The organism is Streptomyces sp. NPDC101194 (assembly GCF_044767885.1).
In the GTDB taxonomy this organism is placed as follows: domain Bacteria; phylum Actinomycetota; class Actinomycetes; order Streptomycetales; family Streptomycetaceae; genus Streptomyces.
Window position 1 is genome coordinate 230739 of sequence record NZ_JBIWOS010000001.1, and the last position, 14353, is coordinate 245091.

At 72.5% G+C, this 14353-nt stretch carries 15 protein-coding genes; 13 read left to right on the forward strand and 2 right to left on the reverse strand.

Annotation, left to right across the window (positions count from 1 at the left end; genetic code table 11):
* Positions 1 to 61: 61 nt before the first annotated feature.
* Entirely contained in the window at positions 62 to 541 is a 480-nt protein-coding gene (locus ACIRP2_RS01050; protein ID WP_404245233.1) for a heme-degrading domain-containing protein, read from the reverse strand.
* Positions 538 to 1698: a Gfo/Idh/MocA family oxidoreductase gene (locus ACIRP2_RS01055; RefSeq protein ID WP_404245235.1), complete on the reverse strand. Its 1161-nt coding sequence runs from the start codon at positions 1696 to 1698 to the stop codon at positions 538 to 540. Before ACIRP2_RS01055 ends, ACIRP2_RS01050 begins: the two co-directional genes overlap by 4 nt.
* Before the next feature lie 56 nt (positions 1699 to 1754).
* Between ACIRP2_RS01055 and ACIRP2_RS01060 the strand changes: the two genes are divergently transcribed.
* The 13 genes from ACIRP2_RS01060 (at position 1755) to ACIRP2_RS01120 (ending at position 13869) form a co-directional block, all read left to right on the forward strand.
* Positions 1755 to 2897, forward strand: coding sequence for an ROK family protein (locus tag ACIRP2_RS01060; RefSeq protein ID WP_404245237.1), 1143 nt, complete (start codon positions 1755 to 1757; stop codon positions 2895 to 2897).
* A 273-nt stretch (positions 2898 to 3170) separates the two neighbouring features.
* Positions 3171 to 4376 carry a hypothetical protein gene (locus ACIRP2_RS01065; protein WP_404245239.1) on the forward strand — a complete coding sequence of 402 codons (1206 nt, stop codon included), beginning with the start codon at positions 3171 to 3173 and terminating at the stop codon, positions 4374 to 4376.
* A 73-nt stretch (positions 4377 to 4449) separates the two neighbouring features.
* The gene (locus ACIRP2_RS01070; protein ID WP_404245241.1) at positions 4450 to 5220 is read left to right on the forward strand and encodes a GntR family transcriptional regulator; all 771 of its coding nucleotides are present in this window, start codon (positions 4450 to 4452) and stop codon (positions 5218 to 5220) included.
* Positions 5221 to 5361: 141 nt separating this feature from the next.
* The gene (locus tag ACIRP2_RS01075) at positions 5362 to 6486 is read left to right on the forward strand and encodes a TIGR03364 family FAD-dependent oxidoreductase (protein WP_404245243.1); all 1125 of its coding nucleotides are present in this window, start codon (positions 5362 to 5364) and stop codon (positions 6484 to 6486) included.
* Entirely contained in the window at positions 6483 to 7208 is a 726-nt protein-coding gene (locus tag ACIRP2_RS01080) for a phosphonatase-like hydrolase (protein WP_404245245.1), read from the forward strand. The genes ACIRP2_RS01075 and ACIRP2_RS01080 overlap by 4 nt, the downstream gene beginning before the upstream one ends.
* Entirely contained in the window at positions 7205 to 8305 is a 1101-nt protein-coding gene (locus tag ACIRP2_RS01085; protein WP_404245247.1) for an ABC transporter ATP-binding protein, read from the forward strand. Before ACIRP2_RS01080 ends, ACIRP2_RS01085 begins: the two co-directional genes overlap by 4 nt.
* Positions 8298 to 9242, forward strand: coding sequence for a 2-aminoethylphosphonate ABC transporter permease subunit (locus ACIRP2_RS01090; protein WP_404245250.1), 945 nt, complete (start codon positions 8298 to 8300; stop codon positions 9240 to 9242). The genes ACIRP2_RS01085 and ACIRP2_RS01090 overlap by 8 nt, the downstream gene beginning before the upstream one ends.
* Complete coding sequence (locus ACIRP2_RS01095; protein WP_404245252.1) at positions 9229 to 10026, forward strand: ABC transporter permease; 798 nt, start codon at positions 9229 to 9231, stop codon at positions 10024 to 10026. The genes ACIRP2_RS01090 and ACIRP2_RS01095 overlap by 14 nt, the downstream gene beginning before the upstream one ends.
* 64 nt (positions 10027 to 10090) lie before the next feature.
* Positions 10091 to 11152: a 2-aminoethylphosphonate ABC transporter substrate-binding protein gene (locus tag ACIRP2_RS01100; protein ID WP_404245254.1), complete on the forward strand. Its 1062-nt coding sequence runs from the start codon at positions 10091 to 10093 to the stop codon at positions 11150 to 11152.
* 250 nt (positions 11153 to 11402) lie between these two features.
* The gene (locus tag ACIRP2_RS01105; protein WP_404245256.1) at positions 11403 to 12191 is read left to right on the forward strand and encodes an HAD-IIA family hydrolase; all 789 of its coding nucleotides are present in this window, start codon (positions 11403 to 11405) and stop codon (positions 12189 to 12191) included.
* A 127-nt stretch (positions 12192 to 12318) separates the two neighbouring features.
* A complete protein-coding gene (locus tag ACIRP2_RS01110) occupies positions 12319 to 12888 on the forward strand; it encodes a hypothetical protein (RefSeq protein WP_404245258.1) in 570 nt (189 codons plus the stop codon).
* 1 nt (position 12889) lies between these two features.
* Complete coding sequence (locus ACIRP2_RS01115; protein ID WP_404245260.1) at positions 12890 to 13573, forward strand: class F sortase; 684 nt, start codon at positions 12890 to 12892, stop codon at positions 13571 to 13573.
* Between the two features lie 50 nt (positions 13574 to 13623).
* Positions 13624 to 13869 carry a hypothetical protein gene (locus tag ACIRP2_RS01120; protein ID WP_404245262.1) on the forward strand — a complete coding sequence of 82 codons (246 nt, stop codon included), beginning with the start codon at positions 13624 to 13626 and terminating at the stop codon, positions 13867 to 13869.
* Positions 13870 to 14353 lie beyond the last annotated feature (484 nt).

The following is a 14353-nucleotide window of genomic DNA, read 5'->3' on the forward strand; positions in this document are numbered from 1 at the left end:
ACCGAAGCAGAGATCGGAGGGGTGGGGTGCCGCGTCGGCGGTGCCCCACTCCTCCTTCGCGTCATGCGCCGATCGTCGTCGCGAACTGCTCCAGCGCCTCGACCACCAGGGCGTGGTCCTCCGCCTGGGGCAGGCCGGAGACCGTGACCGAGCCGATGACGCCCGCGCCCTCGACCGCGATCGGGAACGAACCGCCGTGCGCGGCGTAGGTGCCGAGGTCCAGGCGCGAGGCGTCGTCGAACGTCGTCCCCTTCGCCCGGAACCGGCTTCCCACCAGGTACGAGCTCTCGCCGAACCGTTCCACGACCTTGCGCTTGCGGTCGATCCAGGCGTCGTTGTCGGCACTCGATCCCGGCAGCGCGGCATGGAAGAGCTGCTGTGCGCCGCGGCGGATGTCGATCGCGATCGGGGCGTGCCTCTCCCGGGCCATCGCGACGAGCAGGCCGCCGAGCGCGTAGGCGTCGTCGTAGCTGAAGTGCGGCAGCGTCAGTCGGCGCTCCTGGGCGATGAGCTCGGAGATGGTCGGAGCGGTGGGGTTCATACGGGGTGCTCCTCGTTGTCGGCGGGGGCGGAGGCGGACGGGGGTGCGGCGGGCAGGGTCACGGTGACGCCCTCGCGGGCCGAGCGGCGGGCGGCCTCCAGTACGTCCAGGGCCGCGGCGGCCTGCAGAGCGGTCACTGGATTGTCACCCCTTCCGCGCAGCGCATCGGTGACCGCCGCGTAGTACGCGGGGTAGTCGCCCGGCTGCGTGCGGATCGGGGCGCCGCCGCCCGTCAGCGGGGACTCGCCCGAACCGATCCTGCCCCACAGCGCCTCGGGCTCCTCGCCCCACGGAGCGCCCGGCGTCGGACGTGCTCCCGCGCGCAGGGCGGCCTCCTGCGGGTCGAGGCCGTACTTCACATAGCCGGCGGCCGAACCGAGCACCCGGAAGCGCGGACCGAGCTGGGCGGCGGTGGCGCTGACGTACAGGTGCGAGCGGACCCCGTTCGCATGGGTGACCGCGAGAAACGTGTCGTCGTCGGCGGCGGCTCCGGGGCGGCGTACGTCGGACTCCGCGTACACCCGAACCGCCGGTCCGAACAGCACGAGCGCCTGGTCGACGACATGGCTGCCCAGGTCGTACAGCAGCCCGCCGATCTCCTGCGGATCGCCCGACTCGCGCCAGCCGCCCTTCGGCTGCGGGCGCCACCGCTCGAAACGGGACTCGAAGCGCTGGACGTCACCCAGCTCGCCGTCCGCGATCAGCCGGGCGAGCGTCAGGAAGTCGTTGTCCCAGCGGCGGTTCTGGAAGACCGAGAGCAGCAGCCCGCGCTCCTCGGCGAGGGCCGCGAGCTCCCGCGCCTCGGCGGCCGTACCGGCGACCGGCTTGTCCACGACGACCGGCAGACCCGCCGCGAGCGCGGCGGTCGCGATCGGGACATGGGTCCTGTTCGGCGAGGCGATCACGACGAGATCGAGCGCGTCCGCACGGTCCCACAGCTCCTGGGGCGACGCGGCGAACCGTACGCCGGGGAACTCGGCGCGCGCCTGCGCCCGCCGCTCCTCGTTCGACGTGACGACCGTGTCGAGGGCGAGGCCCTCGGTCGCGGCGATCAGCGGGGCGTGGAAGACGGAACCTGCCAGGCCGTAGCCGACGAGCCCGACGCGCAGGGGGGTCTCGGACGGTCCGGGCGTCTCGTGAGTCGCGTTGCCAGTCATGCATGTCACTTAAGCAACGCTGTTGCCAAAGTGCAAGCGACAGCGACAATGGTGCGGTGAACAGGAGTAAGAGCGGCGCGAACCTGCCGACGCTGCGCAGCCACAATGCGGCGCTGCTGCTGGATCTGCTGCGGGTGGCGGGCGAGCCCGGTATCAGCAGGCTCGAACTCGCCGAGCGCACCGGGCTCACACCGCAGGCCGTCAGCAAGATCACCGCCCGGCTGCGGGCCGACGGCCTGGCGGCCGAGGCGGGCCACCGGGCCTCCACCGGTGGCAAGCCGCGCACCGTGCTGCGGCTGGTGCCGGACGCCGGGTACGCGGTCGGTCTGCACCTGGACCGTGACGAGCTGACGGTGGTGCTCGTCGACCTGGCCGGCGCGGTCGCCGCGAGCCGCACCGCCCCACTGGACTTCGGCGCCCCGGCGGACGAGGTGCTGACGACGGCGGCGGACGCGGTCGCGGCGGTGCGCGGCGCGGGTGCGGGGACGGCCGAGCGGGGCGGGGACGTGCTCGGGGTCGGCGTGGCGGTGCCGGGGCCGCTCGACCACCGGGGCGGGGTGCTGCACCGCGTCACCGGGTTCCCGCAGTGGGACGGGTATCCGCTGCGGGACGCGCTCGCCGCGAGGACCGGGCTGCCCGTCGTCGTCGACAAGGACACCAACGCCGCCGCCCTGGGGCTCGCCCTGCATGCGGCCGGCACGGGCGACTTCGCCTATCTGCACCTCGGGACGGGGCTCGGCGCCGGGCTGGTCCTCGGCGGGGCGCTGCATCGCGGGGTCCGTACCGGGGCCGGTGAGTTCGGGCACCAGACCGTCCAGCTGGACGGTCCGGTGTGCGGCTGCGGCGGGCGGGGCTGCATCGAGGCGCTCTGTCTCGCCGCCGTCGCCCGCGGCGACGTCGCGGAGGCCGCCCGGGTGCTGGGCACCGGCGCCGCCAATCTCGTCGGGCTGCTCGACATCGACCGGGTGGTGCTCGGCGGCCGTACCGTCGCCGCCGATCCCGAGCCGTACGTGCGGGGCGTCCGCGCCGTGATCGACGAGCGCGCCCGCCGGGGCGGCCCCGACACGCCGGTGCCGGTCACCGTCGCACGGGGAGGGGACAGGCCGGTCGCGGAGGGGGCCGCGCAGCTGGTCCTGGCCCCGCTGTTCGGACGGGTCGGGAGCGCGGACACGGGCGAGCGGGGCGCGCGACTGGGCTGATCGAGCGGTGCCCGGCGGCCGGCCGGCGGACCCACCGGCATGTCGGTGCCGGTCGCCTCGCGCGTGCGTGGCAGCGTCGCCGACCACGACCGGTGAACTCCGCCGCACACAGGCTGGGCGGGTGCTGAGGATCTTGGCCGGACCCGTGGTGGTCGGCATGCACAGCTCCGGCGCCTTGTGGTTGTACGCGCCGGCCGCCGCTCCCAGGTCCGGCCAAGGTCTTCAGCGCTCTCCCAGCCGACCGTCCCGCGAGCCGCGAAGGGTGATCCCCGCATGCCCTCCACACCGCCCCCGTCCGCCACGCCCTCCCCGGTCGGCTCCGGGACGGGCCGCGCGGCCGACGCCGTATCGCCCTTCACGTCCGGCACCGCGTCCCTCCCCATGGCGAGCCCCGTGTCCGTCCCGCTCGTGGGAGGGGCGTCCATCCCCGTGTCCACCGCCTCCGCGCGGCCTCCCTCGCCGCCCCTGCGCGTGTCGCCGCTCCCCGGGCGGACGCGGCACGGGCTGGCGCTCGGGCTGGCGGCGGCGAGCGTGGTTCCCGCCGTCCTCGGCGGCGCGTCGGCCGCTCCGGCCGCCGCGGCGTCCTCGGCCGCCCCGGTCTCGAAGCCGGGGGCCGCCACCGCCGACCAGCCGCCCGCCTGCGGTGATCCGGCGGCGAGCGAGTTCCCGATCAGCGCCCGTATCCGCGGCGGCCCGGACACCTACGCGCCCGGCGGCGGCTACGGGACCTGGTACCTGGACCTGACCAACACCACCACCGAGCCGTGCCGGGGCATCCACCCGGTGCTGGTCCTCACCGACGAGAACCGCAGGCTGACCTCCGACCAGATCCAGCTGAAGTTCTCCGAACCGACCCGCCCCGAGGTGGAGCACCGGGTCAGCTGGGAGACCACCGACCAGGACGAGCAGATCGGCGTCTTCGACGGCGACGGCGACGGCGACGGTGACGGTGACGGTGACGGCGACGACACCTTCGAGGGCTTCACCGTCCCCGCGGGCGGTACCGTCACCGTCGAGGTCCGGATGGCGTTCACCTCCGACACCGACCCGGGACGGATCACCGCCACCGCCGCCATCGTCCAGCGACAGCACGGGGCGAGCGGCACGTCCGAGAAGGACGACGGGGCCTGGGTCGGTGAGACCGACGACTACCCGTTCGCCGTTGTCGACGACGACGGCGGGACGGAGGAGCCCGACGAGCCCGAGGGCGTCGACGAGCCGGCGGACATCGGCGGAACCAAGGACACCGTCCAGAACTCCCGTGACACCCCCCGCGACGCGGCGCCCGACGGAGCCCGGGCCGCCGGGCGCGGCGACACCGCCCGGCCGGTCCGGCCCGGCCGGGCCCCGGGGGAGAGCGGCCTCCCCGAGCTGGCCGCGACCGGCTCGGACGCCGTTGCGTACATCGGCGTCATCGTCGCCGGGTTCCTGATCGGCGGAGGGGCCATGGTGTTCCGGACCCGTCGCCCGCGTCGCTGAACCGCCCCTTCCGGCCCCCTTCCCGCCATCGGCCGTTCACGCGTGTTCATGTCCGTCTGTCACCATCGGGCGCGTGGACTACCCGCACGACCAGACACCTGGCGCACCCATCCGCTCCGGCATCCCGGAGCACGGCCGCATCCCCAAGTACTACGCGGTCAAGGCCCATGTCTCCGTCCTCATAGAGGAGTTGGGCGAGGGCGGCATGCTGCCCACCGAGCGCGATCTCGCCGAGCGCTACGAGGTCTCGCGCGAGACGGTGCGTCAGGCGCTGCGCGAACTGCTGCTGGAGGGGCGGCTCGCCCGCCAGGGGCGCGGCACCGTGGTCGCGGGCCCCAAGCTGGAGCAGCCGCTCTCGCTGGCGAGCTATACGGAGGGCGTACGCCGCCAGGGCCGTACCCCCGGCCGCCGCCTCATCGGTCTGGAGCGCTTCCCCTGCCCCGAGGCGCTGGCCGCCGACATCGGGGTGGCGCGCGGCGAACCGGTCTGGCACCTGGAGCGGGTGCTGCTCGCCGACGACGACCGGGTCGGCCTGGAGAGCACCTACGTCTCCGTCGCCCGCGTGCCGGACCTGGACACGGGGTTCGACCCCGACTCGTCCTTCTACGCCCATCTGCGCGACCGGCTCGGGATCTCCTTCGGCGATGCGGACGAGCGGATCGAGACCGTGCTCGCGACGCCGCGCGAGGCGCTGCTCATCGGTACACCGCCCGCGCTGCCCATGCTGCTGATCCACCGGATCTCGCGCGACACCGACGGCGAGCCGCTGGAGCGCGTACGGACGCTCTTCCGCGGGGACAGGTTCTCCTTCACCGCGCACCTGGGCGCGCAGGACGGACACTGAACGACTCCGGGGCGACGGTGGCCGGCCGGTTCCTTTCGATAACGAGAAGGTAACGGGTCTAGTCCAAGTTTGGGGCCCAGTTCACCCTCCCGTTGCCGTAGCGATCCGTACGGGTCACCGGCCCCGAGGAGCGTAGCCGCCGTGAGAGTCATCGTCGTAGGAGCCGGCGTGGTGGGAACCATGCACGCCTGGCACGCAGTGAACCGCGGCCACGAGGTCGTACAGATCGAGCGCGAGAGCGAGGCGCGCGGGGCATCGCTCCGCAATTTCGGACAGATATGGGTCAGCGGCAGGGCCGGTGGCGAGGAGCTGGAGACCGCGCTGCGCGCCCGTGAGCTGTGGGAGGGCATCGGGGCCCGGGTCCCCGATCTCGGCTTCCGGGCCTGCGGCTCGCTCACCCCGCTCCGCACCGGGCTGGAGATCGCCGTCGCCGAGGCGGCCGGCGCCCGCCCCGACGCGGCGGCCCGCGGCTACAAGCTGCTCACCGCCGACGAGGCCCGTGCGATCAACCCCGCGCTGCGCGGTGGATTCACCGCCGCCCTGTGGTGCGAGCGGGACGCCGCGGTCGAGCCGCGCACCGCCCAACTGGCGCTCAAGCGAGAGCTGTTGAAGTCGGGCCGGTATACGTACCTCGGTGGGCGCGAGGTCCGCGAGGTGGTGGGCACCGCCTCCGTCCGCGACGACCACGGCGATGTCCACACCGGTGACGCCGTGATCCTGGCCACCGGGGCCTGGCTCGGCGGACTCGTGCGCGAACTGGCCGGCCCCGATCTGCCGGTGCGCCGCGTCCGACTCCAGATGATGCAGACCGACCCGCTCGGTGAGCGGCTCACCACCTCCGTCGCCGACGCCGACAGCTTCCGCTACTACCCGGCGTACCGCAGCGAGGCGCTGGACACCCTCAACGCCGAACAGGCGCAGGCGCCCACCGCCGCACAGCACAGGATGCAGCTCCTGATGGTCCAGCGCCACGACGGCGGGCTGACCATCGGCGACACCCACGAGTACGAGCACCCCTTCTCCTTCGACACCGTCGAGGAGCCGTACGAGCACCTCACCGGAGTCGTGGAGTCCTTCCTCGGCCGCCCGCTGCCGAGGATCCGCCACCGCTGGGCCGGGGTCTACGCCCAGTGCACCGACACCAGCCGCGTCGTCCACCGCCAGCAGGTGCGGGACGGCGTCTGGCTGGTCACGGGACCGGGCGGGCGCGGCATGACCTGCTCGCCCGCCATCGCCGAAACGACCGCCAACGAACTGGGCTGGTGAAGAAGTTGAGCAACACCGACACGTCGAACACCACCGACGGGCTGAACCTGATCGTCCTCGACATGGCCGGCACCACCGTCGCCGACGGCGGCCTCGTCGAGCAGGCGTTCTCCGTCGCGGCCGAACGCCTCGGCGTGGAGCCGGGCTCCGCCGACCACGCGGAGAAGCTCGACCACGTGCGCGCCACCATGGGCGAGTCCAAGATCTCCGTCTTCCGTCACCTCTTCGGCGACGAGGACAAGGCCCAGCGGGCCAACACCGCCTTCGAGGAGGCGTACGGGGAGCTGGTCGACGGCGGCCGGATCGCGCCGGTGCCCGGCGCCCGCGAGGCCATCGAAAGGCTCAGGGCCGAGGGCCGGACCGTGGTCCTGTCCACCGGTTTCGCCCGTACCACCCAGGACGCCATCCTGGCCGCGCTCGGCTGGCAGGACCTGGTCGCCCTGACCCTCTGCCCGGCCGACGCGGGCGGTCGCGGCCGCCCCTACCCCGACATGGTCCTCGCCGCGTTCCTGCGCACCGGCGCCGTCGACGCCGTCCAGCGGATCGTGGTCGCGGGCGACACCTCGTACGACATGCTCGGCGGAGTGCGCTCCGGGGCCGGGATCGTCGCGGGCGTGCTCACCGGCGCCCACGACAAGGACCGGCTGACCCGTCACGGCGCCACGCATGTGCTCGGCTCGGTCGCCGAGCTCCCGGACCTGATCGCGCGGGCAGAGGCATGACGGGCGGGGCCGGCGCCGTCCGCAGCGGCATCAGGTTCGACGGGGTCAGCGTCGCGTACGGCGGGAACACCGTCCTCGACCGGCTCGATCTGACCGTCGAACCCGGCGAGGTCATGGCCCTGCTCGGGCCCTCCGGGTCCGGCAAGACCACCGCCCTGCGCGCCGTCGCCGGATTCGTCCGGCCCGTCTCCGGCCGGGTGTACCTCGGCGACCGCGACGTCACCGGCCTGCCGCCGCACAGGCGCGGCATCGGCATGGTCGTCCAGCAGTACGCCCTCTTCCCGCACATGCGGGTCAAGGACAACGTCGCCTTCGGGCTCAAGGCCCGCAAGGTCGCCAAGGCCGAGATCCCCGAGCGGGTCGCCGAGGCACTCGAACTCGTCGGCATGGCCGGCTACGCCGAGCGCTACCCGCGCGAACTCTCCGGCGGCCAGCAGCAGCGCGTCGCCATCGCCCGCGCGCTGGCCATCCGCCCCGGCGTTCTCCTGCTGGACGAGCCGCTCTCCGCGCTCGACGCCCAGCTGCGCTCCGGAATGCTCGCCGAACTGGCGCGACTGCACCGGGAGCTGCCGGACGTCTCCATCCTGTACGTCACCCACGACCAGGTGGAGGCGCTCACCCTCGCCGACCGGATCGCGGTCATGGACAAGGCCCGGCTGCAGGACTGCGGCACCCCGCAGGAGCTGTACCGCCGTCCGCGCACCGAGTTCACGGCGTCGTTCGTCGGCAACGCCAATCTGCTGCCGGTCACCGTCGCCGACGGCGCCGACACCGTCGATTTCGCGGGGCGCGCGCTCGACGTACCGACCGGCGAAGTGCCCGGCGGTGCCACCGCCACGCTGTGCGTCCGGCCCCACCTGGTCGGGCTCGGCGACGGGCCCAACGCGCTGAGCGGCACCATCGCCGAGGTCCAGTGGCGGGGTTCCACGCACCGGCTGTACGTCGACGTCGACGGGCACCGGGTCAAGGCGGACCTCCGCGAACTGCGCGAGACCCCGGCGCTCGGTGACAAGGTCACGCTGCACTTCGCGGCCGAGGACGCGGTACTGCTGCCCGTGGGCGCGGCGCCGGGAGCCGGGGGAGGGGCCGATGGCTAGCACCGCGCAGCCCGTCACCCCGGGCATCACGGCGACGAAGGCGCCGCGTCGGCGCACCGGCTCGTCCGGGGTGACGCCCCCGGCGGCCGGCCCGCAGGCCCCGGCCCGCGAGGCCCGCAGCATCCCCCGCTTCGTCTGGGCGCTGCCGCCCGTCGCCGTGCTCGCCCTCGTCTTCCTCTACCCGCTGGCCCTCGTCGTCCAGCAGTCCTTCAGCCCGGACGAGGGCGGTACCTCGCTCGCCCCGTACGGCGAGGTGTTCGCCTCCGAGTCGTTCCGCTCCGCGCTGACGACCACCGTCTGGCTGGCGGTCGGCTCGACCGTCGGATGTCTGGTGCTGGGCTTCGTCCTGGCCATGGTCATCGCGTTCGTGCCGTTCCCCGGCGGCAAGGCGGTCGCCAGGTTCATCGACGTCTTCCTCTCCTTCCCGTCGTTCCTGATCACGCTCGCGCTGCTGTTCATCTACGGCAGCGTCGGCATGGCCAACGGCCTCTGGACGGACGTCACCGGGGCGTCGAGCGGCCCCTTCGACTTCCTCACCACCCCGTGGGGTGTCCTGCTCGCCGAGATCACCTACTTCACCCCGTTCGTGATGCGCCCACTGCTCGCCGCGTTCTCGCAGCTCGACAGCGCGCAACTGGAGGTGGCGTCCTCGCTGGGCGCGAAGCCGGCCCGGATCGTGCGGCAGGTGATCCTCCCCGAGGCGATTCCCGCGCTCGCGGCGGGCGGCAGCCTCGTCCTCGTGATGTGTCTCAACGAGTTCGGCATCGTGCTGTTCACCGGCGCGAAAGGGGTCACGACCCTGCCGATGCTCGTCTACAGCAAGGCGATCCTGGAGTCCGACTACCCGGCGGCCTGTGTCGTCGCAGTCGTCAACATCGCGATCTCCGTGGGTCTCTACAGCCTGTATCGGATGGTGAGCCGCCGTGTTGGTGCATAGCCGTACGGGGAAGTGGGCCGCCTGGGCCGTGTTCTTCGCGCTCTTCGTCCCCCTGTTCGCGGTGCCGCTGCTGGTCATCCTGGCCGCGTCGTTCACCACCAACTGGTCCGGCGCCTTCCCCTCCGGGCCGACCACCGGGCATTACGCGGCCGCGACCGGCGGCGACTCCCTGCAGGCCCTGACCACCAGCCTGATCACCGCCGTCAGCGCCAGTCTGCTCGCCCTCACCGTCGGTTCCTGGGCCGCCCTGGCCGCCGCCTCGCTGCGCAGCCGCGGCAGGAGGTTCCTCGACGCGCTGTTCATGCTGCCGGTCGCCGTGCCGTCCGTCGTCGTGGGCCTCGCCGTGCTCGTCGCCTTCAGCAAACCGCCGATGCTGTTGAACGGGACGAGCTGGATCGTGATCCTGGCGCACACGATTCTTGTCACGGCGTTCGCCTATTCGTCGGTTTCGGCGGCGATAGTGCGTCTCGACCCGATGTACGAACAGGCGGCGGCCAGTCTCGGTGCCCGACCCTCGTACGTCCTGTGGCGCATCAAGCTGCCGCTCCTGCTGCCGTCCCTCACGGCGGCGGCGGGGCTCTGCTTCGCGCTGTCCATGGGGGAGCTGAGCGCCACGATGATGCTCTACCCGCCGGACTGGACACCACTGCCGGTGCAGATCTTCGCGGCCACCGACCGCGGCTCGCTCTTCACCGGAGCGGCCGTCGCCGTGGTCCTGATGGGAACGACGCTGCTCGTGCTGCTCGGCGTCTCCCGGATCCGCACCAGGGCCTCGTTCCGCTGATCCGCCGACACCCCCGTACCGACTCCGGCCGGCTCCCGGCCGACTTCCAGGAGATACGACTGCCATGCGCAAGAACCACCTCAAGCCCATAGCCGCCGTCACCGGCTGCCTCGCCCTCGCCGCCACCCTCTCCGCCTGCGGCGGCTCCTCGGCCGCTTCCGACGAGAAGGTCGTGACCGTCTACAGCGCCGACGGCCTCAAGGGCGAGAACGGCGACGGCTGGTACGACAAGGTCTTCAAGGACTTCGAGAAGAAGACCGGCATCAAGGTCAAGTACGTGGAGGGCGGCTCCGGCGAGATGGTGCAGCGCGCCGTCCGCGAGAAGTCCAACACCCAGGCCGATGTGCTGGTCACGCTGCCGCCGTTCATCCAGCAGGCCGACAGCAAGGGGCTCCTGGCGGCGTACGCGCCGGCCGGTTCCGACCAGGTCGACGGTGCCGACAAGGCGTCCGACTCCAAGTGGACCTCGGTCGTCAACAACTACTTCGGGTTCATCTACAACAAGAAGGAGCTGAAGTCGGCACCCACCACCTGGGAGGAGTTGCTCGACGGCGGGTTCAAGAACAAGATCCAGTACTCCACGCCCGGAGTCGCCGGTGACGGCACGGCCGTACTCATCAAGGCCATGCACGACTTCGGCGGCAAGGAGCCGGCGATGGCGTACCTGAAGAAGCTCCAGGCCAACAACGTCGGCCCGTCCGCCTCCACCGGCAAGCTCGCCCCCAAGGTCGACAAGGGCGAACTGCTCGCCGCCAACGGTGACGTGCAGATGAACTACGCGCAGTCCAAGGACATGCCCAACCTCGGCATCTGGTTCCCCGCGAAGGAGGGCGGCAAGCCCACCACGTTCGCCCTGCCGTACGCGGCCGGCCTGGTGAACAAGGCCCCGCACAGCGCCAACGGCAAGAAGCTGCTCGACTTCATGCTCTCCGAGCAGGCCCAGAAGGACGTCAGTGCGGTCGGCGGCGGCTTCTCCGCCCGCAAGGACGTCGAGGCCACGGACGCCAACGCCCTCGCGCTCGCCAAGCTGATGGACGGTGTCGAGGTCTTCGCGCCCGACTGGTCGGACATCGGCACCAACCTGGACGCGTACGTCGGGGCCTGGAAGTCGGCCACCGGCAGCTGACCGCGGCCGAAGACGCATCGCGAGGGAACCGGGCCCCGGTGCATCATCGCGAAAAGGTAACGGGTCTAGTCCATCCGGTGGGGTCGGGCCGGCCCGACCCCACCGGACGGCCGTGGTCCCGGTCCCGGCTCGCGCCGGGCGTCCCGGCAGTACCTGCAGGTCGAACGGACGCTCTAAAATCGGGGACGTCGGCGCTGCACAACGCGGTGCCGCCGGCGTCCCCGCACACGGCGTACGGCAGGAGTCCCACATGGCAGAGCGCAAGCCGATCTCATCCTGGCTCACCGACATGGACGGAGTCCTGATCCACGAAGGGACGCCGATCCCCGGGGCGGATGCCTTCATCAAGCGGCTGCGGGACTCGGGGATGCCCTTCCTGGTCCTCACGAACAACTCGATCTACACCGCGCGTGATCTGCACGCCCGCCTCGACCGCATGGGTCTCGACGTGCCCGTGGAGAACATCTGGACCTCCGCCCTGGCCACCGCCCAGTTCCTGGACGACCAGCGGCCCGGTGGCACGGCGTACGTCATCGGAGAGGCCGGGCTCACCACCGCCCTGCACGACATCGGCTACGTCCTCACCGACCACGACCCCGATTACGTGGTGCTCGGCGAGACCCGTACGTACAGCTTCGAGGCGCTCACCAAGGCGATCCGGCTGATCAACGGCGGTGCCCGATTCATCTGCACCAACCCGGACGAGACCGGCCCGTCCGCCGAGGGTCCGCTGCCGGCCACCGGGTCCGTCGCCGCCCTCATCACCAAGGCCACCGGCAAGGCCCCGTACTTCGCGGGCAAGCCCAATCCGCTGATGATGCGCACCGGGCTCAACGCGATCGGGGCCCACTCCGAGTCCAGCGCCATGATCGGCGACCGGATGGACACCGATGTGCTGGCCGGGCTGGAGGCGGGGATGCAGACGTTCCTGGTCCTGACCGGCCTCACCACCGTCGCCGACATCGACAAGTACCCCTTCCGGCCGTCCAGGGTCGTCGATTCCATCGCCGACCTGGTCGACCTCATCGACGTGGGCTGAGCACGGCGGGCGCCGCCCGGGGAAGGGCGGGGGCGTTCGGGGGCGGCCCCCTGCGCGCCCCGTTCCGCCCGTTCCTGCGGATGCGGAATGCCGACGCAGGCGTGAACCTTTGTTGAGGAGGTTTACGATGCGTTCCATACCCCTCACGTTCTGTGCCGTCGCGGTGGTCGCGGCGACCCTGGTGCCGGCTTCCGCCGCACTGGCCGACTCCGGCACCGGTTCCGGCCCGGGGACGGGTTCCGGCAGTCGCGCCGGCCTCTCGGTGACCCCGCTCTCCGCCGCCCCGGGCGGCGGGGTGGACCTGCGGCTGGACGGCTGCGAGGGCAAGGAGGCCAAGGGCGAATCCGATGCCTTCGCCTCCGGGGCGCGGTTCTCGCCCGCCACGGACGGGGGCCTCCTGGCGCAGGCCCGGATCAGCTCGGACGCCTCCCCGGGCGACCACGACATCCGGGTCGTCTGCTCGGACGGCCGGGGCACCACGATGTCCGGCAAGGTCACGGTCGCCGACCGGAACAGGCCCACGCCGCTGGCCCCGGTCCGCGCCGGAGGTGGCGGCACCGCCCTGCTCAACGAAGAGACCGCTCGTCAGAACGGCCCCGGCCTCGTGCAGGCGGTGATCGGCCTGGTCCTGGCCGCCGTCGCGGTCGTCGTCGTGGTGGTCCGCAGCGTGCGCCGTCGCCGCCCGGCCAAGGACTGACGTGTCCGCCCCGGCCCGCCCCTCGGACCACGGCCGACTGCTCACCGGAGTGGCCTGGGCCGTCCTGCTGACCGGCCTGTGGCTCTGGGGTCGCGACATCACCGACGGCTCCGGTGCCAGCTCCGCCCCGACCACCGGCGACGTCGCCGCGGTCGGGCGCCCGCTCGGTGTCCCGCTGCCCCCGCCGCACGACCCGGTCGAGGGCTCCGTGCCGAAACGCGTCGAGATCCCGTCGCTCGGCATCGCGGCGCCCGTGATCGCCCGGGGCCTGGACGGGGACGGCGCCATCGAACCACCGTCGTTCGACACCCCCCGGGCCGTCGGCTGGTACGGCGACGGCACCGAGCCCGGCGCGAAGGGCCCCGCCCTCTTCGTCGGCCACGTCGACACCGCGACCGAGCCCGCCGTCTTCTACGGACTGAGCGCGGCCCGCCCCGGCGCCAAGGTGGAGGTGACCCGCGCGGACGGCAGCGTCGCCGAATTCACCGTCGACGACGTCCAGGTCCTCACCCGTGAACGCTTCGACGCCGACAAGGCCTACGGCCCCCGCAAGCGGGGCCGTGCGGAACTCCGCCTGATCACCTGCGGCGGCAGCTACGACCGGGCATCGCACTCCTACGACGCGAATGTGGTCGTGTCGGCCTACCTGACCGGAAGGAAGTCCGGGGGGAGCGAAGGCACCTGAGGCCGTGGAGCGGCGGACCGGGGACGACGGCCCCTCCCGAAGGGTGAGCTGTGGGTCGGGTGCCCGGTGACCCGCTTGCGGTCGGGGCCGCCGGGAACGCCGGATGGTGCGGCGGCCCCGACGCGTTCTTCCGGCCGCCGCGACGCACGGGAATCGGGGCGGCGGACGCTCTTGCCGTCGAGGTGTCCAACTTCCCTGCCGCGGCGGACAGTACGGACTTCGACGGACGGCTCTCGGCGAAGGCCGGCGACATGCCGTTCGCCATTGGCACCGGCCGGGACGGCATCGGCCCGTAGGACGGGGCGCGCCCGGGGAGAAGTCGCCGGTGCCGGATGTACGGACAGGTCCGGGGCGCAGAGGCGCGGCCGCACCGCATCATCCCGACCGTCGGGTCGCTCTGCACGCCCGAGGCGCCCGTCCCCGGGACCGGCGCACAACTCGGTGCCGCGGGAATCCAGTTCGGGGAGGACATCGGTTGGAAGATGATCAAGGCGGTGCAGTTGAGGAGCTTGCCCGTGGGGGGGAGTGGGAGGAAGCTCTCCGGTACTGCTTGCGGATCGTCCCGTACGCCCCCTGCGGCCGACGCGGCTGCCGGCTGAAGGAAGGGGTCCACGCGGCCGGACCCGCGCCGAGTGTGGTGCCGTACGCGGTCCGTGCGCGGTCCGGGCCCTTCTGCGACGGAGGGCTTTGCGTGACGGGGTGGTGACCGTGTGTCCGTCGCGGGTCGACTGTGCACCTGTCGCACGTCGGCCGCGTGGCGGTGGCGCGATGCTCGCGAAG

What these genes read in the sequence shown, in the direction of transcription:
- ACIRP2_RS01050 (WP_404245233.1), bottom strand. Translation starts at nt 541, where the DNA reads ATGAACCCCACCGCTCCGACCATCTCCGAGCTCATCGCCCAGGAGCGC.
- ACIRP2_RS01055 (WP_404245235.1), bottom strand. Translation starts at nt 1,698, where the DNA reads ATGACTGGCAACGCGACTCACGAGACGCCCGGACCGTCCGAGACCCCC.
- ACIRP2_RS01065 (WP_404245239.1), top strand. Translation starts at nt 3,171, where the DNA reads ATGCCCTCCACACCGCCCCCGTCCGCCACGCCCTCCCCGGTCGGCTCC.
- ACIRP2_RS01085 (WP_404245247.1), top strand. Translation starts at nt 7,205, where the DNA reads ATGACGGGCGGGGCCGGCGCCGTCCGCAGCGGCATCAGGTTCGACGGG.
- ACIRP2_RS01090 (WP_404245250.1), top strand. Translation starts at nt 8,298, where the DNA reads ATGGCTAGCACCGCGCAGCCCGTCACCCCGGGCATCACGGCGACGAAG.
- ACIRP2_RS01100 (WP_404245254.1), top strand. Translation starts at nt 10,091, where the DNA reads ATGCGCAAGAACCACCTCAAGCCCATAGCCGCCGTCACCGGCTGCCTC.
- ACIRP2_RS01105 (WP_404245256.1), top strand. Translation starts at nt 11,403, where the DNA reads ATGGCAGAGCGCAAGCCGATCTCATCCTGGCTCACCGACATGGACGGA.
- ACIRP2_RS01110 (WP_404245258.1), top strand. Translation starts at nt 12,319, where the DNA reads ATGCGTTCCATACCCCTCACGTTCTGTGCCGTCGCGGTGGTCGCGGCG.